The organism is bacterium (genome assembly GCA_021372535.1).
In the GTDB taxonomy this organism is placed as follows: domain Bacteria; phylum Latescibacterota; class Latescibacteria; order Latescibacterales; family Latescibacteraceae; genus JAFGMP01.
The window spans coordinates 48,106-73,851 of sequence record JAJFUH010000135.1 but is presented as its reverse complement, the minus strand read 5'-3'; the positions used below and the strand labels follow the sequence as shown (position 1 = coordinate 73,851).

Annotated in this window: 20 protein-coding genes and 2 tRNA genes; 11 read left to right on the top strand and 11 right to left on the bottom strand. The window is 49.8% G+C overall.

The annotated features are described in order from the left end of the window. Positions 1–48 precede the first annotated feature (48 nt). On the bottom strand, positions 49–2,673 hold the full coding sequence (locus LLG96_12540; GenBank protein MCE5251037.1) for a PEP/pyruvate-binding domain-containing protein: 2,625 nt from the start codon (positions 2,671–2,673) through the stop codon (positions 49–51). A 643-nt stretch (positions 2,674–3,316) separates the two neighbouring features. Here LLG96_12540 and galT point away from each other — a divergent pair. The 6 genes from galT (at position 3,317) to LLG96_12510 (ending at position 10,175) form a co-directional block, all read left to right on the top strand. After that, positions 3,317–4,342 (top strand): galactose-1-phosphate uridylyltransferase, encoded by a 1,026-nt coding sequence (gene galT, locus LLG96_12535; protein ID MCE5251036.1) that lies wholly within the window; start codon positions 3,317–3,319, stop codon positions 4,340–4,342. Further along, a complete protein-coding gene (gene galE / locus LLG96_12530; protein ID MCE5251035.1) occupies positions 4,339–5,373 on the top strand; it encodes a UDP-glucose 4-epimerase GalE in 1,035 nt (344 codons plus the stop codon). The genes galT and galE overlap by 4 nt, the downstream gene beginning before the upstream one ends. A 124-nt stretch (positions 5,374–5,497) precedes the next feature. Beyond that, positions 5,498–6,679: a galactokinase gene (galK, locus tag LLG96_12525; protein MCE5251034.1), complete on the top strand. Its 1,182-nt coding sequence runs from the start codon at positions 5,498–5,500 to the stop codon at positions 6,677–6,679. A gap of 110 nt (positions 6,680–6,789) precedes the next feature. Further along, a complete protein-coding gene (locus tag LLG96_12520) occupies positions 6,790–8,322 on the top strand; it encodes a solute:sodium symporter family transporter (protein ID MCE5251033.1) in 1,533 nt (510 codons plus the stop codon). A gap of 186 nt (positions 8,323–8,508) precedes the next feature. Then, on the top strand, positions 8,509–9,441 hold the full coding sequence (locus LLG96_12515) for an ABC transporter ATP-binding protein (protein ID MCE5251032.1): 933 nt from the start codon (positions 8,509–8,511) through the stop codon (positions 9,439–9,441). Further along, on the top strand, positions 9,438–10,175 hold the full coding sequence (locus LLG96_12510) for an ABC transporter permease (protein ID MCE5251031.1): 738 nt from the start codon (positions 9,438–9,440) through the stop codon (positions 10,173–10,175). The genes LLG96_12515 and LLG96_12510 overlap by 4 nt, the downstream gene beginning before the upstream one ends. A gap of 74 nt (positions 10,176–10,249) precedes the next feature. Here the strand turns inward: LLG96_12510 and LLG96_12505 are convergent, their stop codons facing one another. Together LLG96_12505 and LLG96_12500 are read right to left on the bottom strand one after the other, a co-directional pair. Continuing rightward, entirely contained in the window at positions 10,250–11,212 is a 963-nt protein-coding gene (locus LLG96_12505; protein MCE5251030.1) for an HD domain-containing protein, read from the bottom strand. A 1-nt stretch (position 11,213) separates the two neighbouring features. After that, positions 11,214–11,798, bottom strand: coding sequence for a 5-formyltetrahydrofolate cyclo-ligase (locus LLG96_12500; GenBank protein MCE5251029.1), 585 nt, complete (start codon positions 11,796–11,798; stop codon positions 11,214–11,216). A 220-nt stretch (positions 11,799–12,018) separates the two neighbouring features. On the opposite strand from LLG96_12500, the gene LLG96_12495 reads away from it, so the two are divergent. The 5 genes from LLG96_12495 to LLG96_12475 all read left to right on the top strand — a co-directional run bounded on the left by LLG96_12495 (position 12,019) and on the right by LLG96_12475 (position 14,688). Next, a tRNA-Ile gene (locus LLG96_12495) sits at positions 12,019–12,094 on the top strand. A gap of 73 nt (positions 12,095–12,167) precedes the next feature. Then, a tRNA-Val gene (locus tag LLG96_12490) sits at positions 12,168–12,244 on the top strand. 165 nt (positions 12,245–12,409) lie between these two features. Beyond that, positions 12,410–13,519: a Nif3-like dinuclear metal center hexameric protein gene (locus tag LLG96_12485; GenBank protein ID MCE5251028.1), complete on the top strand. Its 1,110-nt coding sequence runs from the start codon at positions 12,410–12,412 to the stop codon at positions 13,517–13,519. Between the two features lie 36 nt (positions 13,520–13,555). Next, positions 13,556–14,281: a C4-type zinc ribbon domain-containing protein gene (locus LLG96_12480; GenBank protein MCE5251027.1), complete on the top strand. Its 726-nt coding sequence runs from the start codon at positions 13,556–13,558 to the stop codon at positions 14,279–14,281. A gap of 2 nt (positions 14,282–14,283) precedes the next feature. Next, positions 14,284–14,688: a ribonuclease HI family protein gene (locus LLG96_12475; protein ID MCE5251026.1), complete on the top strand. Its 405-nt coding sequence runs from the start codon at positions 14,284–14,286 to the stop codon at positions 14,686–14,688. An 85-nt stretch (positions 14,689–14,773) separates the two neighbouring features. Here LLG96_12475 and LLG96_12470 read toward each other — a convergent pair whose 3' ends face one another. From LLG96_12470 to LLG96_12435, 8 genes are all read right to left on the bottom strand, one after another. Beyond that, a complete protein-coding gene (locus LLG96_12470; protein ID MCE5251025.1) occupies positions 14,774–16,009 on the bottom strand; it encodes a peptidoglycan DD-metalloendopeptidase family protein in 1,236 nt (411 codons plus the stop codon). Between the two features lies 1 nt (position 16,010). Then, positions 16,011–16,859, bottom strand: a complete 849-nt coding sequence (locus tag LLG96_12465; protein MCE5251024.1) for an ABC transporter permease — start codon at positions 16,857–16,859, stop codon at positions 16,011–16,013. Between the two features lie 17 nt (positions 16,860–16,876). After that, entirely contained in the window at positions 16,877–17,536 is a 660-nt protein-coding gene (locus LLG96_12460; protein MCE5251023.1) for an ATP-binding cassette domain-containing protein, read from the bottom strand. 36 nt (positions 17,537–17,572) lie between these two features. Continuing rightward, complete coding sequence (locus LLG96_12455; protein ID MCE5251022.1) at positions 17,573–18,355, bottom strand: class I SAM-dependent methyltransferase; 783 nt, start codon at positions 18,353–18,355, stop codon at positions 17,573–17,575. A gap of 57 nt (positions 18,356–18,412) precedes the next feature. After that, on the bottom strand, positions 18,413–19,756 hold the full coding sequence (locus tag LLG96_12450; GenBank protein MCE5251021.1) for a peptidylprolyl isomerase: 1,344 nt from the start codon (positions 19,754–19,756) through the stop codon (positions 18,413–18,415). 14 nt (positions 19,757–19,770) lie between these two features. Further along, positions 19,771–20,619: a peptidyl-prolyl cis-trans isomerase gene (locus tag LLG96_12445; GenBank protein MCE5251020.1), complete on the bottom strand. Its 849-nt coding sequence runs from the start codon at positions 20,617–20,619 to the stop codon at positions 19,771–19,773. A gap of 68 nt (positions 20,620–20,687) precedes the next feature. Next, positions 20,688–24,101, bottom strand: a complete 3,414-nt coding sequence (gene mfd, locus LLG96_12440) for a transcription-repair coupling factor (protein ID MCE5251019.1) — start codon at positions 24,099–24,101, stop codon at positions 20,688–20,690. An 88-nt stretch (positions 24,102–24,189) separates the two neighbouring features. Next, positions 24,190–25,158: a hypothetical protein gene (locus LLG96_12435; GenBank protein ID MCE5251018.1), complete on the bottom strand. Its 969-nt coding sequence runs from the start codon at positions 25,156–25,158 to the stop codon at positions 24,190–24,192. Positions 25,159–25,746 lie beyond the last annotated feature (588 nt).

The following is a 25,746-nucleotide window of genomic DNA, read 5'->3' as shown; positions in this document are numbered from 1 at the left end:
TGCCTTATACCTTGTGCCTTTTCTCTTATGCCTTATGCCTTTCATCCATTAAATATCGGTAAAATAACACAATGCCTTCTGATCGACAGCATTTGCATAGATAAAAAGCTTTCTGTTTTCGACGATATCTTTTATATCGATGACACGAACCGCATCACTCAGATTTTCCTGGTCGGGAACCAGAGCTCCGAGCCTGTTCGGGGCGCTTTCGAGAATCCGCCTGTTAAGAAAATTATTCCTGACATTCGGGAATACGGCGAGGTACAGCATCTTGAACTCGACGATATCGTTGAAGAAGTGAGTACCGAGCGATACCTCGGGCACGAGATTTTCGTTCATCTCCACAAGCTCGCACAATACGGAAACGGTGTTGATCTCGGCAAACCTGACCGGCACTCCGAGCATGGACATCGAAGTCCCCCATCGTCCCGGACCGATGAGCATGAGGATTTTATCTCCTCCCCGTTTATGGTGCGTCACCCGTCCTATCAGGCGGGCGACGGAATACCGGTCGCGCTCAGGCATTTCCCCGTAAACGGACGGAACGACATAAATGATCCGGTCGATCTCCGAAGCCATGCCGGGACCGATAATCGTGCCGTGCACCTCAAGAAGGATGTCATCACGTTTAATGGCATCCGGTTTGTCGATTTCGCTGACGATTCTGCTCATTCCCATTATCTGGAACGGACGGCACTGGACAAGATTTATCTGGTATGTTCCCTCAGACGTAAAATTCGTCGTAAATTCGATCTCGACAGGATAATTATATGCGGATTGAAGCGTTTTCAGCATTTCCTGCATGGTGTTTACAAACGATGTCCCTGAAAGAAGCTGCTGAAACGTCGGAATCCATGGTGAATCCGCATCATTTTTTTCTCCCGGCGCGCCCGTTTTATTTCCATTTCCCCGTGTTGCGATAATATCAATCGGAAAATTTCCTTCTGCCGGATTCAAATCCTCGAAATTCACCGATGCGAACTTGTTGATGTGCAGGTCGAGAACATCGGCTTTTCGCTGGGCAAACCGCTTGACCTTGTCGAAGTTTTCCTCGGGACGCAGCTCGGGAGCGTTGAGAGCCACGATGCGGGTGTAGTCGTCGTCATGACGTTCGACAGCCCGTGTCCCAAGCCCGCATACGAGCCGTAACATCCCTGCTTCCGGCCTGATTTTATCGCTCCACGCATAAGGATTGAACGAGAATCCCACACCCGCTATCTGGGGGAAAAACAGAGAGCCGTATACAGCGCCGGAAACTCGCTGGACAAGAAGCCCCATCTGCTCGTCGGAATCCAGCAGGCCGCGCCGGTAGCGGTACATGAGCGCTTCATAGCTCATCGTGCTCGCATAGACCCGTCTGACCGCGGAAAGGAAAGCTTTCAGCCGTTCCCTCCGGGTTCCCTGGTTGACGCAGAATACGCTTTCATATTTACCGGAAAAAGCATTCCCGAAATTATCCTCGAGGAGACTGCTCGAACGGACGATGATGGGCGACTGGCCGAAATAATCGAGCATTTCGATAAACTGGTTCGTGATGAACTCGGGAAACTCGCCGCCGAGCATCCGCTGCCGCGAATCGTCGATATCGTCAAGAAATGTCCGGAAATTCCGCTGTTTCTGACGGACTCTCCACATGCCGTTGCGTACGATATAGGTATAGAACACATCGGAACCGATATAGAATGAATCATGAACCTCGAGGGTATCTTTCCACCGTTCGTCTGTTTTCACGAGTATGGCGCGGGCAATGATCATTCCGTCCGCTTTCCCGCCGATAAGACCGGTTCCGACCAAACGTTTGCGGATGGCGAGTATATCGGCGAGATGAAGGTATTTCGAGGCAAGCCTGAGAATATTTTCATCCCGCGAGAAAATCATTTTCATGATCCGCCTGAATATCTCTTCGGCGTCTTTTTCCTGCTTTTCGCCGTTGTTGACCGCTTCGAGTGTTTCCTCAGCCAGGATGAATGTCCTGTCCCACATGTCAACGATCCGTGAGGCGGAATCGAGCCTCGATCCCATGACAGCCGAAACGACCTCCGAGACGGCGGCGCTGTCGGTGACCGGCCTGAAATCCTCCCTTTCCCAGATATGGGGCATGTACATGGTCGGCGAGTGACGCTGCCAGACTTTCATGGGATGAACGTACAGATTGCCTTTATGACGGTACACATCGAGGAAAATCTGTGTCGTATCGCGAATACTCGCAGCTACATGGAGCGAATGACGGTTACGGATAAAGGCAAAGTACGCAAGTGAATCCATATTATAGACATAGGGGCATGTCAGGATGAAAAAATTACCGAGCATGAGGTCGCTGCACCAGATATCGGCAAGATCGGACAGACAGTCGAACACGAAACAGGTGCCGCGGTCGGCTTGCGCCATGATTTTATGAACCTCGGAAGCGGCAGTCTCAAAACCGGTACGCGGATCGACACGGTATATTTCCGCGCCTGTATTGTCTCCCAGCAGCTCGGGATGCGAAGAAAACCGGAAATATACGAGCCGTTTCCCGGTTTTTACGGCGTTTTCGGCAAAAGGTTTTATAAACGGGACATACTCATCGATGGAGTCTATCTGCCAGACAATGTTATCGCCCGGCATGATGTTCTGAAGCACCCTGTCGAGTGCAGGGACTCCTGTGCTGAGGGGAATATATGGTGTTTCCATGAATATACCTTCTCTACGCCGCAAAAAATCAATTCCAGAAGTTACCGCGGATATACTTTCCTGTATTGAACTGTAAAATATAGTAGAGTTCACTACAATGAAAGTCAAAAGAAATCTGACCCGCAGCACCGTTGCAGCAGATTTTTCCTTTTACCCGACATAACCCGATCTATTCACATCCCGATTTATTCATAAATTCAATTGAACACGGAATTTCGCGGATTTGAATTACTTATAGTCCCGATGTAACAGAGCAGAGGTAATTCATGAATAAACCGACATAGATGAAATGCTGTTCACTTAAGAGCGATCTTTTATTAAAGTTAGAGGGAAAAGATCCCCCTCGGCTTCGCCGTATCCCCCTTGTTAAGGGGGAGAAAACACCCGGCCAGTTGTTCCCCCCTTAACAAGGGGGGAAGTCCAAAGGACTAGGTGGATGTTATTTGAAGTTATACTGATTTCACTTAAGCAAACCGTATTAGACATAGGTGGATTTTTTACCTGTTTCTAAATTTCTTGCCATTATCACGGACACACACTATACTATAATTTCATGTTATTTAAGGGTACAGACAATTGTTCGCGTGAAAAAGGCATGATACCGTAATAACCCAATATGAATAATAACAATATACTGCAGAGAGTGTCAAGAAAGCGTTGGAATCCGCTTTTACGTGAATGGGTCATTATGGCTCCCGCAACCGGCGTACGTCCATGGAGCGGGGCGCTCGTCGAACCCGTACGCAACGAACTCCCCGGTTACGACCCGGAATGTTACCTTTGCCCGGGAGTAGAGCGCGCAGGCGGAAAGAAAAATCCGGATTATACCGGCGTCTATGTGTTCGATAACGATTTCCCTTCGCTTTCAATGGATTACCGGCTGCCCGGCGATGGAACGGCAATGGGTGACGAGCAGCCCGCCAGGGGAATTTGCCGCGTCGTATGTTTCAGCCCCAGACACAATCTTACCCTACCGGAGATGGAAGAAGCCGAGGTCCACGGCGTTTTCCGTACGCTCCGGAGCCAGTTCGCGGAGCTTTCCGTCACGCCCGGAATCGAACATGTCATGATATTTGAAAACAGGGGCATCGCTATCGGAGTATCGAATCCTCATCCCCACGGACAGATATATTCCACCGATTTTGTTCCGAAAATACCCGCCATACGATACGAGCAGGCGTCAAAACACATGAGTGAAAAGGGATCATGCCTTTTCTGCTCAATCATCGAAAACGAGATCGACGACGGCAGCCGCATAGTCACCGAGAACGAGCATTTTGCGGCGTTCGTCCCCTATTTTGCACGGCTGACGTTCGAGATTATCCTGATTCCCCGTCGCCATGTGCCGTTCATTACGGAACTCACCGGGGAGGAGCTGTTGTCTCTTGCCCGGATTCACCGTGAGATACTCATACGGTACGATAACCTTTTCCGGATGCCGTTTCCCAACATTACGGTTTTCCAGAACTGCCCCTGCGCGGGAAATCACGATCCGAAACCGTACCATTTTCACATCGAATTTCTCCCGCCCCTGCGAAGCCGCGATAAACTCAAATATATGGCCGGTTTCGAATCGGGCGGCGGCAATATAATCAACCCATCGCTCCCCGAAGAATCCGCCGGGGTTCTCAGAGAGCTTTCCACAATTCATTATACGAAGAGGTCATGATGGATGAACCATATAAAAAACCCCTCAATGTCCTTGTCGCAGGCGGCGCCGGATATATCGGAAGCGTGACGGCTGCCATACTCATCGAGGCGGGACACGTTGTCACCGTGATAGACAATCTCTCGCACGGGTATCTCGATGCGGTTCATCCGGAGGCACAGTTTGTCCGCTGCGATATAACCGATGAGGATATTCTTGAGAAAACCTGCTCTTCGGACATAGATGTCGTCATGCATTTTGCGGCCTTTATAGAGGTCGGCGAATCGGTTAAAAATCCTTCAAAGTATTACGTCAACAACCTCACCAGATCGATCCGCTTTTTCGATAATCTCATTAAATTCGGGATAAAGAAGATCGTGTTTTCATCGACGGCAGCTGTCTATGGCAATCCCGTGACGGTTCCCCTGACCGAGGACGCCCCGCTTGCCCCGGTCAATCCGTACGGATGGACCAAGCTCATGGTCGAAACCGTGCTGCGGGATTATAACAGGGCATATGGTCTGAAGTCGGTAGCCCTGCGGTATTTCAACGCAGGCGGGGCAATGGGCGATTACGGCGAGAATCACGAACCCGAATCACACCTCATCCCGCTTATTCTCGATGCAGCGATAAAAGGTACCCCGCTCAAAGTCTTCGGCGACGATTACGATACCCGTGACGGCAGCTGCATCAGGGATTACATCCATGTCAGGGATATTGCACAGGCCCATATACTCGCGGCCCGTTATCTCTGCGACGGCGAAAATGACACGTGCGGAGGCAATGCCCCGTGCGGGAGCACTGCGTTCAACCTCGGGACAGGCACCGGCTTCACCGTTCTCGAAGTAATCCGCGCTGTCGAGCGGGTCATCGGTAAAAAAGTACCGTATATCATTACCGGACGCCGCGAAGGTGATCCGCCCGAGCTCGTGGCCTCACCGGCCAGGGCTGAACGTATTCTCGACTGGACCGGAAACCGTGCCGGTCTCGAAGATATCATTCGGTCCGCATGGGAATGGAAGAAGAAATTCCCGCGGGGATATGAACGATAAATCCCTGTGAGACAAGGCTTGTAAAAAAACATCGCCGCCCGGATCGTATTGCAAAAATACCGGCCTTTCGCCCGTTGAAGTGTAAAACAGGAACCATGTATATTTATTTATCGGAGCATGCACGATGAGCATTCTAGTAACGAACGTTGTCGAATCATTCAAAAAACAGTGGTCAATCGAGCCGCAGACAATCGCAGCTGCACCGGGGCGTGTCAACCTTATCGGCGAACATACCGACTATACGGGAGGTTTCGTCCTCCCCGCCGCAATCGACCGTGAGATCGTCCTTGCCGCGGCCAGAGTCCCGGGGAAAACCATCAGCGGATATTCCATTGACTTTGACGAAGAAGCATCCTGCGAAACGGGTAATTATGATCCCGGGTACCCGTCGGGATGGTTCCGGTATGTCATGGGCGTGTTATCCGAGCTGGAAAAAAGCGACCGTACTGTCGGAGGATTCCGTTTTGCCGTGGGAGGTAATGTCCCTATCGGATCGGGGCTCTCCTCTTCCGCTGCAATCGAAATGGCGACGCTCACGGCCATGGAAGGACTCATGGGATTCCGCATGGACGATGTACAGGCCGCCCTGCTCTGCCAGCGGGCGGAGAACGGCTTTGTGGGCATGAACTGCGGTATCATGGATCAGTATATATCGCGGACAGGGAAAAAAGATCATGCGGTTCTCATCGACTGCACCGACCTTTCGCACAGGATGATACCGATCAACACTCCCGGCTTTTCATGGCTTGTCATCGACTCCAAGAAAAAACGCGGACTGGTCGATTCGGAATACAACAGAAGGCGCACGGAATGCGAAGAAGGGGCGCAGTGCGCACGCGCTGCTTTCCCCGGCAGAAATATCAGGGGATTACGAAATATCGATGTCGCAGATCTGCCACTCATGGAAGCCTCGTGCACCAGAACGGTTTTCAAGCGCGTCAGGCATATTGTAACCGAAAACAGCCGTGTCATGGAAACGGTCAACGCGCTTAAAGCCGGCGATACCGGGATGGTGGGTCGCTGTCTTTATGGTTCTCATGCAAGCCTGCGCGACGATTTCGAGGTGTCGTGCGAAGAACTCGACACGCTTGTGGATATTCTTTCCGGTGTCGAGGGAGTTTCAGGCGCACGGCTGACCGGAGCGGGATTCGGTGGATGCGTTATCGCTTTTTTGAAGGAAAGCGCCGAAAAGGCGGTCGAAGAGGCAGTATCCGAACAGTATCATCCAAAGAGCCTGCCGAAGGGGACCCGGGCGGACATATGGCCCATAACCATTTCCGATGGCGCCCGTATCATCCGGAATTGAAAACCATGGGCATGTATACATTACACCCTGATAACTCCAGGATACATAATACTATACGCGAAATTATATGACGGCATATCGACCATTACCTGAAATGTGAGGGACAATCCATGACACTGAGCTTACTCGATATCATGATTTTTATCGGATTCTTTGTTGTTGCAATCGGAACGAGCGTGTACAAAAGCCGTAAGGAAGAAACCGGCGAGGATTTCTTTCTGGCAAGCCGCAGTCTCTTCTGGCCTTTGATCGGCCTGTCCCTCATTGCAGCCAATATATCGACCGAACACTTTGTCGGTATGTCAGGCCAGGGCGCAGGAATTACCGGTCTGGCTGTCGCAAGTTACGAATGGCTCGCCTCGATTACCCTGGTATTCGTGGCGCTCTTTTTTCTGCCCAAGTTTCTCAACTGCGGCATTTACACCATTCCCGAATACCTCGAATACCGTTACAATTCGACAGCGCGGGCGATCATGGCCTTTTATACCGTGGTTATTTACGCATTCGTCACCATCGCGGCGGTCGTTTATTCAGGCGCGCTTACCCTTTTTACCATTTTTGACATGAAACTGATATACGCGGTCTGGCTCATCGGAGGGATAGCGACTTTCTACACGACATGGGGCGGATTAAAAGCGGTTGCATGGGCGGACCTTTTCCAGGGATCGGCCCTCATAATCGGCGGAGTGATCACCATGATTCTCGGCTTCAGGGCTGTCGGGGTCAGTAACTTCTTCGAAACCAACGCAGACAAGCTCCATGTGATTCTTCCGCACAATCACCCGGTGATACCATGGACCGCCCTTGTAATCGGTCTCTGGATTCCCAACTTCTACTACTGGGGACTCAACCAGTTCATCACCCAGCGGACGCTTGCGGCGCAGAGTCTCAAGCAGGGGCAGCTCGGTATTATCTTTGCCGCATTGATCAAACTCACCATACCGTTCATCATTGTTTTCCCGGGAATAATGGCGGCGCAGCTCTACCGTGACCAGCTCGCGGTCACAAGCGATGCGGCATATCCGCTGCTCATCAGAAATCTTATCCCCACAGGACTGAAAGGATTTATTTTTGCGGCCATTGCAGGGGCAGTTATCAGCACGCTCGCTTCGATGCTCAATTCCGCCTCAACGATTTTTACGATGGACCTCTATAAACGCCATTTCAAAAAGGACGCTTCTCCCCATTCGCTCGTTAAAGTCGGGCGTATCATGACCATCCTGTTCGTTCTCATCGGCTGTTTTATCGCGCCGCAATTGGGAGCAGCGCGTTTCAAGGGGATTTTCAACTATATTCAGGAATTCCAGGGATTTATTTCTCCCGGAATTCTGGCTGCGTTTATTTTTGGCCTGTTTATCAAACGCACACCTGCGAGCGCCGGGGTTGCAGCGCTTTTGCTGAATGTCCCTATATACGGATTCCTGCTGAAATTTTTCAGCACCATTGCGTTCCTGAACAGAATGGCGATAACATTTGCAATCCTGATTGTTGTCATGACGCTCATCACGGTACTGCGGCCACTTCCGGTGCCGAAAGTACTGCCTGTCCGGGAAAATTTCGATATGAAACCCGCCAAATCGGTCATCTGGCTTGGTACGGGAGTGATTATTGCGACGATCATTTTATACATTATTTTCTGGTAAGATGATCATAGTGCTCCGGCAAATAAATAATGATATCACTATTGGGAATAGATACCGAATCAAGTTCGGCATGACGTTATCCGATATCACTGTTTAATCACTGGAAGAATAGCAAACCGATTTTTATAAACCGAACATATCCTCAGCCGGTGTAATCTCCTGCATTTATGTGCCGAGGGGCTGGAAATGGCCGATTTTATTATCCATACACGGAATCTTACCTGTGATTTCAAGACAGTCAGGGCCCTCGACGGGCTTTCGCTCGAAGTGCCCCGGGGGATCATCTTCGGCTTCCTGGGGCCGAACGGTGCAGGCAAAACAACGACCATACGGCTCCTGCTGGGACTTCTCGAATCTTCGGGCGGCGAAGCCCTTGTCCTCGGATACGACACGCTGACCCATGCGGATGAAGTGCGTTCCCGCACCGGCGTACTCCTCGAACATACGGGACTTTACGAACGGCTGAGCGCCGAAGACAACCTCGATTTCTACGGACGGGTATGGCATATTCCGGAACCGGAACGCCGCAACCGGATAAAAGAGCTCCTCACGAGGATAAACCTCTGGGACCGACGCAGGGAACGTGTCGGTACATGGAGCCGCGGGATGAAACAGAAGCTTGCCGTATCACGGGCTATCCTTCACCGTCCGAGCCTTTTATTTCTTGACGAACCCACCGCCGGACTCGATCCTCTTGCCGCAGCCGCGCTCCGCGATGATCTTGTCAATCTGGTCAGGCACGAAGGGCTGACAGTCTTTCTCACAACCCACAACCTTACCGAAGCCGAGAAACTCTGCCCTATGGTCGGTGTCATCAACAGGGGAAGACTCCTGACAATCGGTCATCCCGATGAGCTCCGCACACGGGCGGGGAAAGCCCATATAGAGGTCACGGGACGGGGATTCACCGGGGAAGTGCTCGACCGTCTCAGGGCGCTGCGGGAAGTTGTATCGGCGGAAATCACCGATTCACGCCTGGTAATTACGCTCGACGGGGATGTTCCGACCGCTCCTCTGGTCAGGCAGATGGTACAGGACGGTGTCGATATAGAGGAAATACACAAGGGCGCCGTGAGTCTGGAAGAGGCCTTTTTGAAACTCATGGAGGAAAAACGGTGAAGTCCGATCTGCAAACCATCATCTGGAAAGAATGGAAAGAATTTATCCATCAGCGCGGCACAACACGGGCCACGATACTGTCGATGCTGATTCCCACGGTAATACTGGGCATCGTTTTCCCTCTGGAGACGGGATACATGTGGGTGGAGTCGCCCCTTTCGCTGGCATCGTGGGGCTGGGTGCCGATGCTCATGGTGGCCACCATGATTGCCGATTCCATCGCCGGAGAACGTGAACGCCATACCCTCGAAACGCTCCTCGCGAGCCGTCTCTCGGACAGCGCCATCCTGTTCGGGAAAATACTGTTCGCCCTCGTTTACGCTCTCGGAGTGACATGCATCATCGTTCTGCTCGGCCTCGTGACGGTCAATGCGGCCCGCTGGGAAGGAAGATTGCTTCTCTATCCATGGAGGATCGCGGTATCGGGAGCGGTGCTCAGCATTCTCGTCGCGGGGTTCACCGCGAGCGCGGGAGTACTCATTTCACTCAAGGCAAGCACAGTCCGTCAGGCGCAGCAGACCATGAGCTTCGGTATCATCATCATCGCGTTTATTCCGGGAATTGTTATCCAGATGCTGCCCGAAAAGACAAAACAGCTTACCACCGCGGCCATTGAATCTGCAGGAGCGGTCATTATCATGCTCATCTTTTTCCTCATCCTTCTCGCTGCTGATATCGCCCTCGTCATCGCCGCCCGGACCCGGTTCAAACGGTCACGGCTGATAGTGGAATAAATCCATGCGCGCCGAACATGCTTCAGCATCTTTTTGATAGCCGGAAGCATGAATAACGACACCTGACACACATATCACTCAGTATCCTCACTATTGCCGACGAAAATTGAACGCCCGAGAAGCCGCACATACTCGCTCCACGTGTTCCCCTCGCTCTGGGTATTTTCCATAATCCTGCCGAGCGCATTGAGCTTGGAATCGATCTCGTCCGCATAGTAGAGCACGAAACCTTCGGGAATCATCGGCACCACAGGGGAGCTGAATTCCTTGAATCCCTGGTGGGCAAGCATAAGATGACTCAGGAGCATTTTCAGGCGGGGCGGAAAACCGTTGATCCGTTCGCACATGTTCCGAACAAACCGCTCGCCCATGACGATATGACCCTCCAGCCGGCCCTCATCGGAATACTCGATAATCGTCGTCACGGAAAATTCCTTGATCTTCCCCACATCATGGAGGAGAGCGGCTACAACGAGCAGATCACGATTCAATTCCGGATGCTTCCCGGCGATAAAATCGCACAATTCAGCCACGCCGACCGTATGTTCGATCAATCCGCCGATATAGGGATGGTGCCATTTCGCCCCTCCGGGGCACCTGACGAACTCTTTCATGAACTGCGCGCTGCCGAATACGGAGTCTGCAAGCTCCTTCAGGCGGGGTTCGCCGATACTCCGGACGAGCGCATCGACCCGTGATTTCAGATTTTCGATATCCCCCGGCGTAGAGGGTATAAACCGGTCGGGATCGTATTCGGTTTCCTCGGCGGGGCGAATCTTTTCGATACGCGCCTGAGGCTTGTCGCGGTATGTGCCAAGGCGGCCTTTAACCTTGACAACCGTGTGCCTGGCGAGCTGCTCCCTGATTTCACGGGCATCGTTCCAGACGACTCCCGGCAGGCTGCCGGTTTTGTCTGTCAGCTCGAGCTCGAGCCTGAACATGTTGTCGTATTCCCGCAGCTCACACCGTCTGATGGCATAAAAACCAACAAATTCATCCCCTTCATGAATATCTTTGATCATGACATCTTTTTCCATATCAGACCCTCACGATTTCCCGTTCTGTGACGATTATATCAAGTTTCCGATCATGAATTTCCAGCGGTACTTCATCAACTTCCTGAAAAGAAAACCCAATACCCACTTTCGGACACCAGCACCGGCCGAGCAGGTAATCGTAATATCCGCCACCGAAACCGAGCCTTCCCCCGCTCCGGTCGAAAGCAAGAAGAGGTGCGATAACGATATCGAGCTGCTCCGGTCTGACCTCCTTCTCAGGATTATAATCGGGCTCCATAAGACCGAACCTGGCGGGTTTCAGGTCATCGAGCGAGTCAATCCGGATGTTGTAAAAAATGTGCGAATCCTTCGAACATTTCGGGACTACCACTTTCCTGCCCTTTTCGAACAGATCGAGAATCAGCCCGAGCGTATCGGCCTCATTATTGAGTGCAGACACATACGCATGAACGGTATATGACCTGGCAAGCTCAGGAAGGGTTTCGCAGGTCTTCCTGATAGAATTGCTCCATATACGGTAGTCCATGATATTCATCGACGCACGGAGAGCTTTCATCCGCTCGCGCAGGATATGTTTTTCGGAACCGCTGTGGATATCGGACATTTTCCGCTCCCGCCGGGGAACATGCATTCAAACCTGACTTCCGGGTGGTGCGACTGTCATCAATATAAACGGAAATTCACATAAAATTCAATGGATTTATTACAGAGGAAATCTGTTCTTTTATTATCGTAAAAATTTTCCCGGGAAAAATTGAGGATTGCCAGAGACTAAAACATGCTTGCCTTTTACGCAATCATTTTTTATATTAACAAATTACTAAGGGCCCATAGCTCAGTGGTCAGAGCCACCGGCTCATAACCGGTTGGTCCAAGGTTCAAATCCTTGTGGGCCCACCAGATAACAGGGATAATGACATATTTGACGACAGAAATATTTTGAGCTTTCTGTTTGAATTTTCATGATTCGAAAGGGCGATTAGCTCAGACGGTTAGAGTGCGGCGCTCACATCGCCGAGGTCACTGGTTCGATCCCAGTATCGCCCACCATTAACAAAACGGAGGTACGATGCTTTTGGTCTTCCACATCGTGAAAGACCCCGGTTTCATGCGGTTCTTTCAGAGTAAAAAAGCATATATCCCCGTGTAGTATACAGTGCATCAGGTAAAAAATGATGCACTTTTTTTTGTCTCAATTCATGCGGGAGTTTATTAATGGTAAAGATTCGCGATGTGGTGGATGTCATGGAAACATGGGCGCCATCATCACTCGCAGAATCCTGGGATAATACGGGTCTTATCACCGGCAATCCCGGCGATGATGTATCGCATATATTGATAACCCTTGATGTAGATGAAGAAACGGTTACAGCGGCGGGTGAAACAAAAGGTACCATGATTGTTTCTCATCACCCGCCGATTTTCAGGCCTCTTTATAACCTCACGGCTCAAACCGGTACAGCACGAGTTATAAAACAAGCGATTCAACACGATATCTCCCTGTTTGCCGCCCATACAAACCTCGATCAGGTCAGGGACGGTGTAAGCGGAGCGCTTGCCGACAAACTGGGACTTTTATCGCCCTCTATTCTTGCTCCGGGCACCACGGGACAGGTAAAATTCGTTGTCTTCGTACCGCCGGATCAAACCGACACCGTTCGTGACGCAGCGGCTTCCGCCGGAGCCGGTATCATAGGCAATTATTCACTCTGTTCGTTCACATCCCGGGGACTCGGAACGTTCAAGCCATCGGAAGCGGCATCTCCTTCGGAGGGTCAGGCAGGAAAACTGTCAAAAATCCCCGAAGACAGGATTGAAATGCTTGTGCCGTCGCCCCTGGTATCACAAGTCGTTGAAGCCGCCCGTAAAGCTCACCCGTATGAGGAAATGGCATATGATCTGATACCCCTCGGCATCAATCATGCCTCGTTTGGTTACGGCGCTGTCGGAGATATGCAGACACCCATGGATCAGACAGAATTCGCCGGTTTTGTCGCCCGGACTCTCGGATGTAAAACACTGCGGATTTCCCGGAGCGCTGCGAAAGAGATACGACGGGTTGCGGTCATGGGAGGAAAAGGCGGCGATTACATCTGCTCAGCAATAAAGTCCGGAGCCGATGCTTATGTTACCGGGGACATCGGGTATCATGATTTCACCGAAAACGGTGCCTCGATCATGCTCATCGATGCCTCGCATCGGGCAACAGAATTGCCGGTGCTCGAAAAAATCAGGGACCGGCTTCTGTCATCGGGCATCGGAAAATATATCACAGTCACTGTTCATTCTGGCGTAGATGCAATTCACACAAAAATATATTCATAACTTTTTTACAGATATCGAATTACGGAGGTACCCGATATGAAGGATGATCTTCTGATATTGCTCGTTGCCCAAGAAATTGATCTGGAAATCGACAAACGGTTTAAATCGAAAAATGAATATCCCAGGCAGATCGAAGCCCTGCAGAATGAAATCGAAACCCTGCAGAATACCCTCACCCAAAAAAATGACCGCCTGAACGAGATAGAAAAAGCTCGGCGCGTAATAGAATCGGAACTTTTGGCTGAACGCGATCTGCTCTCTCAGAAGGAAAAGCGGCTGCTCGAGACGAAGAATAACAAGGAATACACCGCCGTTCACAATGAAATCGAGCTTGCGCGGAAACGTATCGATTCGCTCGAGACCGAAGACCTTGTACTCATGACAGAGCAGGATGCCCTCAATCCCGAAGTGAAAGAGCTGGAAGAGAACCTGGAAAAAACCCGTGCAAACAACACTTCCGGCATCAAGGATATTCAGAAACATTTCGATTCGATCGAATCCGACATAGCCGCGCTCAACCAGAAGAGAAACCGCGAGCTGAGCCATATCAAGAGCACGAGGGCTTTAAGTATTTACAACAGACTCCGTAAAGGGAAAAGCGGCCTCGCCGTTGCACAGGTGGACAAACATAAACACACATGCAAAGGCTGTTTCAAGCAGCTCCCTTCCCAGAAAGTACTCGAGGTCCGACGAGCCCAGAACATTATCATGTGCGAAAACTGCGGCCGTATTCTTGTCTGGGACTCGAGGGATGAGGATTGATTTTGAAGCTGACAGCTCATACCGATGGCGCATCCAGGGGAAATCCGGGACATGCCGCCATCGGTTATACGATTGAAAAAGACGGCATCGTAGTAGAGAAATTCTGTGAATATATCGGGGAAACCACCAATAATATCGCGGAATATAAAGCCCTCATAGCGGTTCTTAAAAGGCTGAAGTCCCTCGGCGCAAGCGAGGTGACGATTTATTCCGACTCCGAACTCATGGTCCGCCAGATTTCCGGTGCATACAAGGTGAAAAACGAAGGACTACGCCCGCTCCACACAGAAGTAATGAGCCTCTCACAGACTTTCACCGCATGTAAAATAACACATGTACCGAGAGGCCGGAATCCGGTTGCGGACGGGCTGGCAAACAAAGCGCTCGATGAGCGGGCTAATTCCTGAAAATACTGCGGAACAGCCGGTAAACCATCCGGCCAGGCTGCGGAGAATTTTTGGATTGTACGCGGGATTGTGACGGATTCACGTATCACTGAGCGATTCTGCGGCTGTCCGGCACCAGCCATGCGAGAGGATCATCGGGTTTACTCCCGATGAGGATTTCGAGCCTGAGACGAGCCTCACGGTCGTCTATAAGACCGGTGCTTCCCGCCGAACCGATAACCGCACCCTCACCGACTTCGTCTCCCTTGTTGACAAGAATATCCGAAAGGTGTCCATACAGGGTATAGTAATCCGTCGGATGGTAAATAAGTATAAAATTTCCATATCCCCGGATAAAATTGGTCATGGCAACCTTTCCCCTGCCGATAGCCCGCACGGGTTCGCCCTGTTTCGTACGGATTTCGATACCACGGTTGGTTGTTTTTGTTTTGGTCCTCTCGTCGACAGCGATTCCGAACGAACTCACCACCATTCCGCTGACCGGCCACGGCAGTTTACCTTTTCTGCTGGAAAAGTTATAGTTTTTGAGGGATTCGGACATTTTTTCAAGCTTCATCTGCGCGGCGATTTCTTTCCGCCATTTTTCGATCTGTGCCTGCGACTGTTCAAGCTCGTTCTGCCGTTTGATGATTACATCTTCCTGGAGCTTCAAATCCTTTTCAATATCCGACAGCAGAGCCTGGCGCTGCTTCTTTACAGCCGACAGGTCACGCTCCTCCCTTCGAGTCACTGAAGCGAGAGCGACCTTGGCATTGAGCGCCTCCCTGATCGTATCCATCGACACTCTGATGGTATCCTGCTGGGCGTGCAGTTCGCCGAGCACAAACAGGTCCTGTTCGGCGAGGATGGAAAGCATTTTGAAATCCCAGAGGAACGAAGAAAACGAACCAGACGAGAAAAATATCTCAAGCGCCGATACCTGCTGACGTTTGTACATGGAACGCAATCGGGTTTTATATGTGTCGGAGTGGCGTTTGATACGGTTCATAGCCGTTTCGTATTGTTTTTCGGCTTCTGAAATCTCATTTTTGAGGAATCGTTCTTCTTTCTGGAGAGTCCAGAGATTGCGATTCACCGCTTCGATCTTTTTTTCGCTGTGATCGAGCTCGACAAGCACATTCTGCTTTTGCTGTTTTATCGATTTGAGCTTCTTCTCATCTTTTTCAAGCTCTTTTCTCGTTTTCTCGATTTCCTTCTCGATATTTTTGATTCTGCCCTGGAGATCGACTTTTTTTTCATTTTTCGCGATAGCCAGACCGACCGGAATACAGACCAGAACGGCGACGATCACCGGAAGCATTTTCGTGAAAAACCGTCTCATATCAGATGGCCCTCCTCACAGCTATCATGCTCCCCAGCAATCCCATGAAACCGCCTACGGGGATTATACATCCCAGAACGAGCCGGTGCGACAAGACGGAAATTCCCCGTATTCTGAACATATAGAAATAGACATCCAGGTTCGGTATATAATGACGAATCCACAGATATGAACCATACAACAGAAGGAATGCGGCAATACCGGAAATTATCCCCTGTATCAGGCCCTCATAGTAGAACGGACGGCGGATGAATCTGTTGGTTGCTCCGACAAGCTGCATGATTTCGATCGTATCGCGCCGGGCAAGAATGGTAAGGCTGATCGTATTGGAGATGATAAAAAGACAGGCGCAGCCGATGATAGTGAACAGAACCGTTTCGGCAAGCAGAAAAGCGATAAAGAAAATATCCATTTTCGCCATCCATTCCTGACCGTACTCGACCGACTCGACCTCTCCGATTTTCCGTATCCGCGTAGCGACACGTTCGAGGTCGCCGGACATACGATATCCCGAAGCCATGGTCACTATGATAGACCGCGGAAGGGGATTGGAATCGAGCCCCGTGAGAAGGTCCTCCTTGAAGATTCTCTTCAGCTCGCGCGCCGCATCCTCCTTGGTAAGGATTCTCGTCGATTCCACTTCGCTCATCGATGCAATGGTGGTCTCAAGGGCAAGCATATCGGCATCGGCCATCTCATCACTGATAAAAACGTTAATCTCTTCGCTTTTCATGACCGAATCGAGAAATGTATGGGCAAAAAGCGTGGTCAGCGCGAGAAGACCGAGCAGTATCAGGGCAATCGTAATGGTTGCAATGGATACGAAGGTCATGGAACGGGTATGAATCATACCCTTCAGGGCTTCCCTCAAGGCATACAACCCTTAATCCTCCCCTCCGATATCGAGAGCGTCCGTGAAGCGCCTCTCCCGGTAAATTCTGTCTTGTGTGTTGCCATGAGAACGGCAGTGCCGGCATGGTTTATTTTTTCCAGAAGATCGACAATCGCCCATGAACTGTCGCTGTCGAGATTTCCTGTCGGTTCATCCGCGAGGAGAATAAACGGCTCGAGCACAACAGCCCGGGCAATGGCGACACGCTGACATTCGCCTCCGGACAGGTCGCGCGGATAGTGTCCGAGACGGTGAGTCATTCCGACCGTATGAAGAGCCTGGAGCGCCTTCTGTTTTACAAAACGCCCCCTGGCACCGGTCACTTCGAGAGCGAACGCAACATTTTCATATGCGGTTTTATCTTTGAGCAGCTTGTAATCCTGAAAAATGAATCCTACCGAACGCCGTAAATACGGTATCTGCGAACGTTTAACCTGACGGGTATCGTTATTCTGAACCAGCACAGTCCCAACCGTGGGAAGAACATCGAAATGAATAAGCTTCAGAATCGAGCTCTTTCCAGCTCCGGACGGTCCCACCAGAAACACAAATTCGCCCTTGTTGACCCTGAAACTGATATCTTCAAGTATTTTCGTATTCGTCATCAACAGGCCGACATTTTCAAACTGTATCATTGAGGCTCCGTTCAGGCTGTCAACCAACAGAAGTGCTTATAATTTCTGCAGGACGAAATGAACGCGCATCGATTTTTCGGAACCATGCGCAAATGTCATGTCATCAAACCGTCCGAGTTCGGTAAACGGCATATCCGAAAACATGATGTCAATTTCTTCAAGAAGGTATATTTTCTGATAGTGACTTTCGTATGTCTTTTTCCCGCCGGAGCGCTCGATGATGAAATGATTCTCCTGAATCCGTTTACGCGGATCGAACCTGCAGGTCCTTTCGCATGTAATATCGCCGTAATGCTCGACCATGGTATGATTGGTAAAAAAAATTTCGGAATTTCTTACGGTGCAGATATCGAAAATGAAAAGACCGCCGGGCCTGATGACAGATGCCACCTCCCGTACCGCTTTTCTGAAATCGGCGGGATTCCGGACATAGTTTATCGAATCATAGAGACAGAGCACGGCATCGTACTGAAAATCGACGGGGATGGAAACCATGTCGCCGGCAAATACAGTCATCGGCATTCCGGCTTCTCTGAATTTCGCAGCCGCCCGCCTGAGCATGGATGGCGAGATATCCATACAGGTCATTTTATAACCGTATTTGAGGAGCTCGATAGACAGGCTTCCGGTACCGCAGGCTATTTCGAGGACAGAGCGGACATCCACCGAATAACGTTTGAAAATTGAATCGATATAAGCAGCCCAGGCGCTGTATTCCACATGGTCCATGAGAAGATCATAGATAAGCGCCAGCTCGGAATACGGGTGTTTTCGGCGATTATACACTTCACCGATTTTATCCTGTAATCTGCCGAACATGGTGCTCACGTGTCGAATACCTTTGAAAGTGTCATTTCCGGTAAGAGCCGAACCCCTTTATTCCAATCGTATATCGATGTATGTTTCATCGTTGAGACCGCTCAGAATACGGTCGAGCTCCTGCATTGTTTTTTCCTGGTTGAGCTGATTCTCAATGAGAGTCCGGTCTTCTTTGATCGTTACGACATGTTCGGGTTTGTACTCGTCAAGCTCAATAATATGATATCCGTATTTTGTCCTGAACGGTTCGGAAATCTCGCCGGGCTTGAGCTTTTTCGCCTCGGTATAAAATTGGGCCAAATCGATATTCTGAAGCGACTCCCGCGTCTGCCAGTTCAGTTTTCCTCCGAGGTCACGTGAATCCTTGTCATCGGAATACTGTTTAGCCATATTCTCAAAGGTGGATGCCCCCGAAAGGACTTCGCTCCGAATCTCGTTTAATTTCGCGATGGTGGCTTTTTCATCCTCTTCTCCGGGTTCAAGACGCAACAGAATATGCCGAGCCTTTACCTCTTCGCTCTGCTGTCCCCTGTCGTCGACCACCATTCTGGTCGTGTCAACCTTGACTATATGGAGGCCGTATATCGTTTTGACGACATCCGATATCATCCCGGGTTTGAGGGTAAATGCCACATCACTGAATTCCTGTATCATCACTCCGCGTCCGAAAAATCCAATATCACCGCCGTTCGGGCTGGTGACAGGGTCTTCGGAATACTGTTTGGCCAATTGGCCGAAATCCTCACCGGCGCGTGCTCTGTCACGAATGTCTTCGAGCTTTTTACGAACAATCTGTTCTTTTTCAGGCGTTACTTTCGGTGTCAGCATGATGTGGCTCAGTTTAAACTGTTCGGGAATCGTTGGCAAGGAATCCTTGTGGGCATTATACCATGTTTCCATTTCCTGGGGCGTTACCGAAATTCGCCGTTTGATGTCCTGAAGCAGCATCTGTTCGAGAACATTTTTTTCAGCCATGATCCTGAACATGTACCGTAACTGCTGTTCGGTGAAACCGTTTTCCCGAAGGGCTTCCTGATATGCTTCCTCGGTTCCCAGCTGCTGCTTGAGATTAGCGAGGTGCTCGTTCATGAACAGATCGATATCTCTCGGGTCCGCCACGATTGAATCACGGGATGCCTTTTCCAGAAGCAGCTTCTGGTTGATCATATCACGGAGTACTTCATGCTGGAGCTGACGGAGCACCTGCGGAGAGCTGTTCATGCTGAGATTACGGTTCATCATCTGAACATTCAGATTATGCTGGACATCGGACAACAGTATTATTTCATCTCCCACCACTGCGACGACCCTGTCGATCATCTGCTCCTCGGCTCCCGTAACACCATGCCGTATACACAGAACACACGAAACAAGCAACCAGAATAAAATCATTTTTTTCATAATATCGGACTCACTTATTTTACTGATTCGTAGGTTATTTTGGCTTTCTGACTCAACTGTTCAATAAATTCATTTTTGACTTCTTCACGTTTTTCAACAATATACATCTCGCGAACCTGGTCGCGGACGGCTTCGAACGGCTTGACACTACCCTGTTCGTATATCTCGTCGATAATGAGACACGCCCAGCCGCCACTCACACTGAACGGGTCGGATATCTTGACAATGCCCAGTTTTTTATAGGTAACAATGATTGCTTTCCATACTTCCGGTTCGATCATTTCTTCGCTTACTATCCCCAAATCGCCTCCATTCTGAAAACTGGGGTCTTTCGACATTTTCTGCGCCAGATCGGAAAAACTGCTCCCGAGCTTGACCTTTTTCCAGAAATCATCAACGATCTCTCTGCTGTCGAAAAGCGCATAGCGAATTTTATATTCATTATCGGGCAGAACAAAATAATCTTTGCGTTTATTGTAGTAATCCTTCAGTTCATCATCACTGGGGGCTTTAATATCAGCAAAAATCCGTTCAAGCAACTCATTCACGAGCAGATTCCGTTTCGAGTTTTCCAGTATCCGCGCAATCATGGGATCCTTATCAATGTTCCGCCTCAGGGCTTCCTGATAAAGAACCTCATTCTTCGCCCATCCCTTGACAACTTCGCTTTTGTGCATTTCGGTCATTTTATCATACACATCTCCGGGGACCAGCGCTTTCATATCCGACTCGGTCAACCGGGCGCCGTTCACCTTGGCATATACGCGTTCGCGGGTATCGCTTTTTTCATTGCCAGCGGAACAACCGCCGTAAATTATCACAAGAAACAGTACTTCAAATGCGAAAATCAATCGCATGTTCATTTTACTGTCCTTTTTACATGGGGTCATTTTACAAATATATCATCATTATTCCATGTATTAATAATAATTTATTTGGTTATTACCTGCAAGACCTTTTTAAAACCGGAAAGAGCGCCATCGTTTTCCTCGGGAAAAACAAACGAAACTGTCATCCCATCAGTGCCGGAGGAGAACAGTAATTTCACAGGCGATTTTTTAACCATCTCTTCTATGGCGCTGCGTGTCACCCCTATTCCCTCGGGCATAAACATGCTCACCTCATGATCCCTGAGCGTTACTTCCGACACATTGAGCAGAGAGGCATAATGACGGATATAGGTGATATCGAGCAGGTTTCTTACCGGATTCTCCGGACGACCAAAACGGTCCTTCAGCTCTTCCTCTATCGCCTCAACCTGTTGAAGTGTAACAGTTTCGGACAGTCTCCTGTAAAATACCACCCGTTCATTCGAATCCGGTATATAACTTTCCGGTATGAAAGAATCGACTTTCACTTTCATTTCAACTTCCGGCGGTTTACTAATTCTTTCACCTCTCAGCTCGGCAACGGTTTCACGTAAAAGCTCGGAATACAGATCGAAGCCTACGGAAGCGATGAAGCCGGACTGTTCCGTACCGAGAATATTTCCCGCGCCGCGGATTTCAAGATCACGCATCGCTATCTTGAAACCACTGCCGAGCTCCGCAAATTCCTCGATGATCCGCAGTCGCTGCCGCGCAATCTTGGAAAGGGGAACCTTCGGCGGAACAAGGAGATAGGCATATGCCCTCCTGTTCGACCGTCCAACCCTCCCGCGAAGCTGGTACAACTGGGAAAGACCGAATGTATCGGCCCGGTTGATAATAATCGTATTGACCGAGGGAATGTCGAGACCGTTCTCGATAATCATGGTCGAGACAAGAACCTGGAATTTGCCATGATGAAAATCGCGCATCACCCGTTCGAGTTCTTTTTCCGGCAGCTGACCGTGAGCCATTCCGAAGGTCACATTGGGCAGAAGCTTTATCAGATACCGTGTCATGGCCTCGATGGACCGCACCCGGTTATGAACGAAATATATCTGGCCGCCGCGGTCTACTTCTCTCATGATCGCTTCCACGATATGCCGTTCCTCGAAGGGTATGATTTCGGTATGTACGCTGTACCGGTCAGGAGGCGGAGTTGTGATAAACGAGATATCGCGGGCGCCGGAAAGGGATAAATTGAGCGTTCTCGGAATCGGCGTGGCGCTCATGGCGAGCACATCGACATTACGGCGGAGCTGTTTGATCCGCTCCTTGTGCCTGACACCGAAGCGCTGCTCCTCGTCGATTATGAGAAGTCCCAGTTTCCTGAGGTGAACATCCCCGGAAAGAAGACGGTGCGTTCCGATGATAATATCGATATCTCCCACCGCGAGACGGTTTAAAATGTCCTTCTGCTCCTTCGCCGAGCGGAAACGAGACAGAGAATCGACTTTAACCGGAAAATCGGCAAGACGTTCCCTGAAGGTTTCGTCATGCTGGTCCGCAAGAATCGTCGTCGGTACGAGGATAACAACCTGCATACCATCCAGCACGGCCATGAAAGAAGCCCGGACAGCGATCTCGGTCTTTCCGAAACCGACATCTCCGCAGATAAGCCTGTCCATGGGAGAGGAATTTTCCATGTCGGCGCGAACATCTTCCCATGACCGCTTCTGATCGGGTGTATCCTCAAAAATAAACGAACCGACAAGCTCCTGAAGCATCATCCTGTCGGGATTGAACGCATGACCGGAATACGCTTTCCGCTCGGCGTAAAGCCTGAGAAGGTCTTTAGCCATCCGTTCGATGGATTTCTTGGTACGCTCTTTGAGCTTGTCCCAGGCCGTTCCACCGAGTTTGCTGACTACGGGGAACACGCCCTCTTCGGAGGTGAATTTTTTCAGCCGCTTCAACTGATCCACGGGAAGAAAGAGCTTGTCATCGCCCTGATAGTGAATCAGGAGACAGTCGGATTCCGCTCCGCCGACCTGCAACCGTCTGAGACCCATGTATTTACCGATGCCATAATCGATATGGACAACGAAATCACCAATCTTCAGCGACCTGAAATCGGGTATCGGAACGCCATCCTTGAAACGACGGTAACGGATACGTCTCCTGTACCTGCTGAAAATTTCGTGATCGGTAAAGAGTGAGATGCCCGTTGCCGGATCGACAAATCCCCCCGAAAGCCGCGCAACAAATGCGGAATATTCACCCATCGAATCGTCGAGAAGCTCGTTAAGGCGATCGACCTGGCCGGTATTGTCGCAGGCAATATGACATGACAATCCCGAAGCGCGGGCCTTCCGGATGTCTTGTTTTACCTCGTCAATGTTCCCCTGATACTGCCGCGAAGGAGTGATATTGAATTCGATTACTTCTCTGTCCGGGGGACGGAGATAACAGTTCTCGATATACAGCATCCGCTCAAGACCCGCCATGAATGTCACGGGCTTTTCATATAAATACTCGGGGGAGACAATATCCGGGTCTTCATGACGCTGACGCTCCCAGAGTATCCACGCATGATCGAGACGTTTTTCAAGCTCCTCCATACACCGGCCGGGATCGAATACCATCACCACCGTATCATCGGGGAAATACCGGACAAGGGAAGCCCGTGAACCGAATACGAGATAGAGATACTGTTCGATACCCTCCGGCCTGTCGCGGCCATCAAAAGAGCCCCTGATACGATCGAGACTGACGCCCGCATTCTTTTCGGCAAGACTGATGCGGCGTTCATCATCGGTATTCAGCCCGGCTTCGGTAATAAACTCATCGGGAGGTATTATTCTGAATCCGGCGACCTGTTCGAGGGAACGCTGGGTGGAAGTCGAGAAGATACGGACAGATTCTATCTCATCTCCCCAGAATTCCACACGGTAAGGGACCTCGCCTCCGAAGGGGAAAATATCCACAATCCCTCCCCTGACAGCAACCTGACCGGCGGCATTCACCGTGTTGGTACGTTTGAACCCCTTGAACACAAGCGACCGGACAAAATCATCGAAACTGACCCTGCTTCCTTTCACGACATCGACACTGACAAGGGATACAAGACCGGGCGGAGTCGCTGGATCGTGAATCCCTCTGACCGACGAGACGACGATATTTACACGGCCGCGCTCGAGGGCATCGAGAGTTTCCAGACGCTGACATCTGACCTCGATATGACTGTCGCTGTGCTCGTAGGGATTCGTGTCGCGCTCGGGGAAGTATTTAATGAGGTCACGGCCCAGGATGTTTTCCATGTCATCGCGGAAAACCTCCGTTTCCTCTTCTGTCGGAAGAATGACCAGCAGAGAACGTCGTTTCGTTGTGTTCAATTCGGAATGAATCACGGAAGCCAGAAAAGCGGAGGATGATCCGCCCAGGCCATGGACGGCAATCCGCCGTGAGCTCAGCAGCGACTCAAGTGAGGCCTGCAGCGTCGGGTTATCTTTATATTGCGTGAGGATTGACTGTAACATCTATGTCTGAGGGAGAAACGTGTGAGTCAAGATTATGAACCAGAAAGGATGTAAATTGTCCTGCGCCCTGTCACAAGAGCGAATGATATCAAAGCTTGGAAAGCCCTTTTCTGAATATTGTCTGGCTTTTTGCATCGCCCTCGACGAATTTGCTCTGGGCTTTAAATCGTTCCGTAATATCATGAATAAGTTTATAAAGTGAACTTTCGTTATGATCGTATACACGCACATTATAAATGTCGTTAATACCGTTCATGTTGATAAGCTCGGCAATATCGACATTTGTCACATAAAAATGGCAGTATGGCATGTATGAGGCGATTGTTTCCGCCGCGAGGAGCTCACTGTCGCGCTTGCCTGCCTCGACTTCCTCGATGCCGTACGCATCGAGCAGCGGATAGAGCACATTCGAGAGAATGTGAAATTCAGGAATATCCTTGATGTATTCGTATTCGAGAAACTTGTTCATGTGAACCTGCGGCGTGCCGACAGCCGGCAGATACGGAATTATAAGATCGGGGAATTCCTCCCAGAGAGACCTGAAATGAAGACCGGCAAGGCTGTCTACCTGTTTCCCGACCTTATAGCTCTCGATGAACTGGTATATCTGAGATGTTTTCTTCTCGCGTTCAAGAGCAGTCAAGGCATTTTGAGCGCTGATGGAACCATATTTGTTGAATCCGGGTGTATACCGTTCATCGGGATTGCGCACAAATGCATCCCGCCACATGGGTTTCGTATATGTGTTTTCGAAAAACGAATTAATAATTCTGATAAGCTGAAGGGTTTTAAGCGTAAAACGCTGGTGAAACTGGATCTGCCCAATTCCGCCCATCATATTCAAAAACTGCTGGTCAATCCGATTGTCCTTGATAAATGCCAGTATAAAATCCATAGAAAGCGGCACAAGCAGCCAGTTATTAACAAAACCTTCATGTAAAAGCGCATAGAGCTTCTTCATCACCGGATACGAACGCTCATTGGTATAATCAAGATACATATACTCAAGGGTATCAATATCGAGATATACGACAAACTTATCAGTCCGATTGAGCATATTCCACCAGTTTCATTTTTAAAATGCATTTAAAACACAAAATAATCATTTAACAATAAATATGAGTAAAAATTATTATAAAAGCAATAATAAAGATTTATGGCTGGCAACCACCCATTTTTTTTAAGAACACTTTTTTTAGATGTTACTTCCTTTGCGTGCCCAAAGGAAGTAACCAAGGAAAGGGCACCTCGTGAAAAGCCTTTTCCCCCGTTCACTGCCCGTTTTTCGGGAATGTGTGAACTCACGAGCCTTCGGCTCGCTCGGACAGCACCCATTCTTTTTCCGAAAACCGGTTGTGACCGTGGGGCTTTTCAACGGGTTTATAAATTCACAGGCTTTAATGGTCTATATTCTATTTATAATCAATGTATTACAATACAATTCATCGTGGATTTTGGGGGGTCTTATGTAAAGATTTATGGCAACCCCTCATTTTTTAACCCGGATTTATCTGGAAATATTCATAATAAAATTTAACCACGGAGACACGGAGAAAATCTATAATTTATTTGAATATGCTTTTTCATCCTTCGTTGTGACCTTCTATGGTCATGCGGGTTATTATTCATACAAATATTTCACCAC

What these genes read in the sequence shown, in the direction of transcription:
- LLG96_12540 (MCE5251037.1), bottom strand. Translation starts at nt 2,673, where the DNA reads ATGGAAACACCATATATTCCCCTCAGCACAGGAGTCCCTGCACTCGAC.
- galE (MCE5251035.1), top strand. Translation starts at nt 4,339, where the DNA reads ATGATGGATGAACCATATAAAAAACCCCTCAATGTCCTTGTCGCAGGC.
- galK (MCE5251034.1), top strand. Translation starts at nt 5,498, where the DNA reads ATGAGCATTCTAGTAACGAACGTTGTCGAATCATTCAAAAAACAGTGG.
- LLG96_12520 (MCE5251033.1), top strand. Translation starts at nt 6,790, where the DNA reads ATGACACTGAGCTTACTCGATATCATGATTTTTATCGGATTCTTTGTT.
- LLG96_12515 (MCE5251032.1), top strand. Translation starts at nt 8,509, where the DNA reads ATGGCCGATTTTATTATCCATACACGGAATCTTACCTGTGATTTCAAG.
- LLG96_12505 (MCE5251030.1), bottom strand. Translation starts at nt 11,212, where the DNA reads ATGGAAAAAGATGTCATGATCAAAGATATTCATGAAGGGGATGAATTT.
- LLG96_12500 (MCE5251029.1), bottom strand. Translation starts at nt 11,798, where the DNA reads ATGTCCGATATCCACAGCGGTTCCGAAAAACATATCCTGCGCGAGCGG.
- LLG96_12485 (MCE5251028.1), top strand. Translation starts at nt 12,410, where the DNA reads ATGGTAAAGATTCGCGATGTGGTGGATGTCATGGAAACATGGGCGCCA.
- LLG96_12480 (MCE5251027.1), top strand. Translation starts at nt 13,556, where the DNA reads ATGAAGGATGATCTTCTGATATTGCTCGTTGCCCAAGAAATTGATCTG.
- LLG96_12470 (MCE5251025.1), bottom strand. Translation starts at nt 16,009, where the DNA reads ATGAGACGGTTTTTCACGAAAATGCTTCCGGTGATCGTCGCCGTTCTG.
- LLG96_12465 (MCE5251024.1), bottom strand. Translation starts at nt 16,859, where the DNA reads ATGATTCATACCCGTTCCATGACCTTCGTATCCATTGCAACCATTACG.
- LLG96_12460 (MCE5251023.1), bottom strand. Translation starts at nt 17,536, where the DNA reads ATGATACAGTTTGAAAATGTCGGCCTGTTGATGACGAATACGAAAATA.
- LLG96_12455 (MCE5251022.1), bottom strand. Translation starts at nt 18,355, where the DNA reads ATGTTCGGCAGATTACAGGATAAAATCGGTGAAGTGTATAATCGCCGA.
- LLG96_12450 (MCE5251021.1), bottom strand. Translation starts at nt 19,756, where the DNA reads ATGAAAAAAATGATTTTATTCTGGTTGCTTGTTTCGTGTGTTCTGTGT.
- LLG96_12445 (MCE5251020.1), bottom strand. Translation starts at nt 20,619, where the DNA reads ATGAACATGCGATTGATTTTCGCATTTGAAGTACTGTTTCTTGTGATA.
- mfd (MCE5251019.1), bottom strand. Translation starts at nt 24,101, where the DNA reads ATGTTACAGTCAATCCTCACGCAATATAAAGATAACCCGACGCTGCAG.
- LLG96_12435 (MCE5251018.1), bottom strand. Translation starts at nt 25,158, where the DNA reads ATGCTCAATCGGACTGATAAGTTTGTCGTATATCTCGATATTGATACC.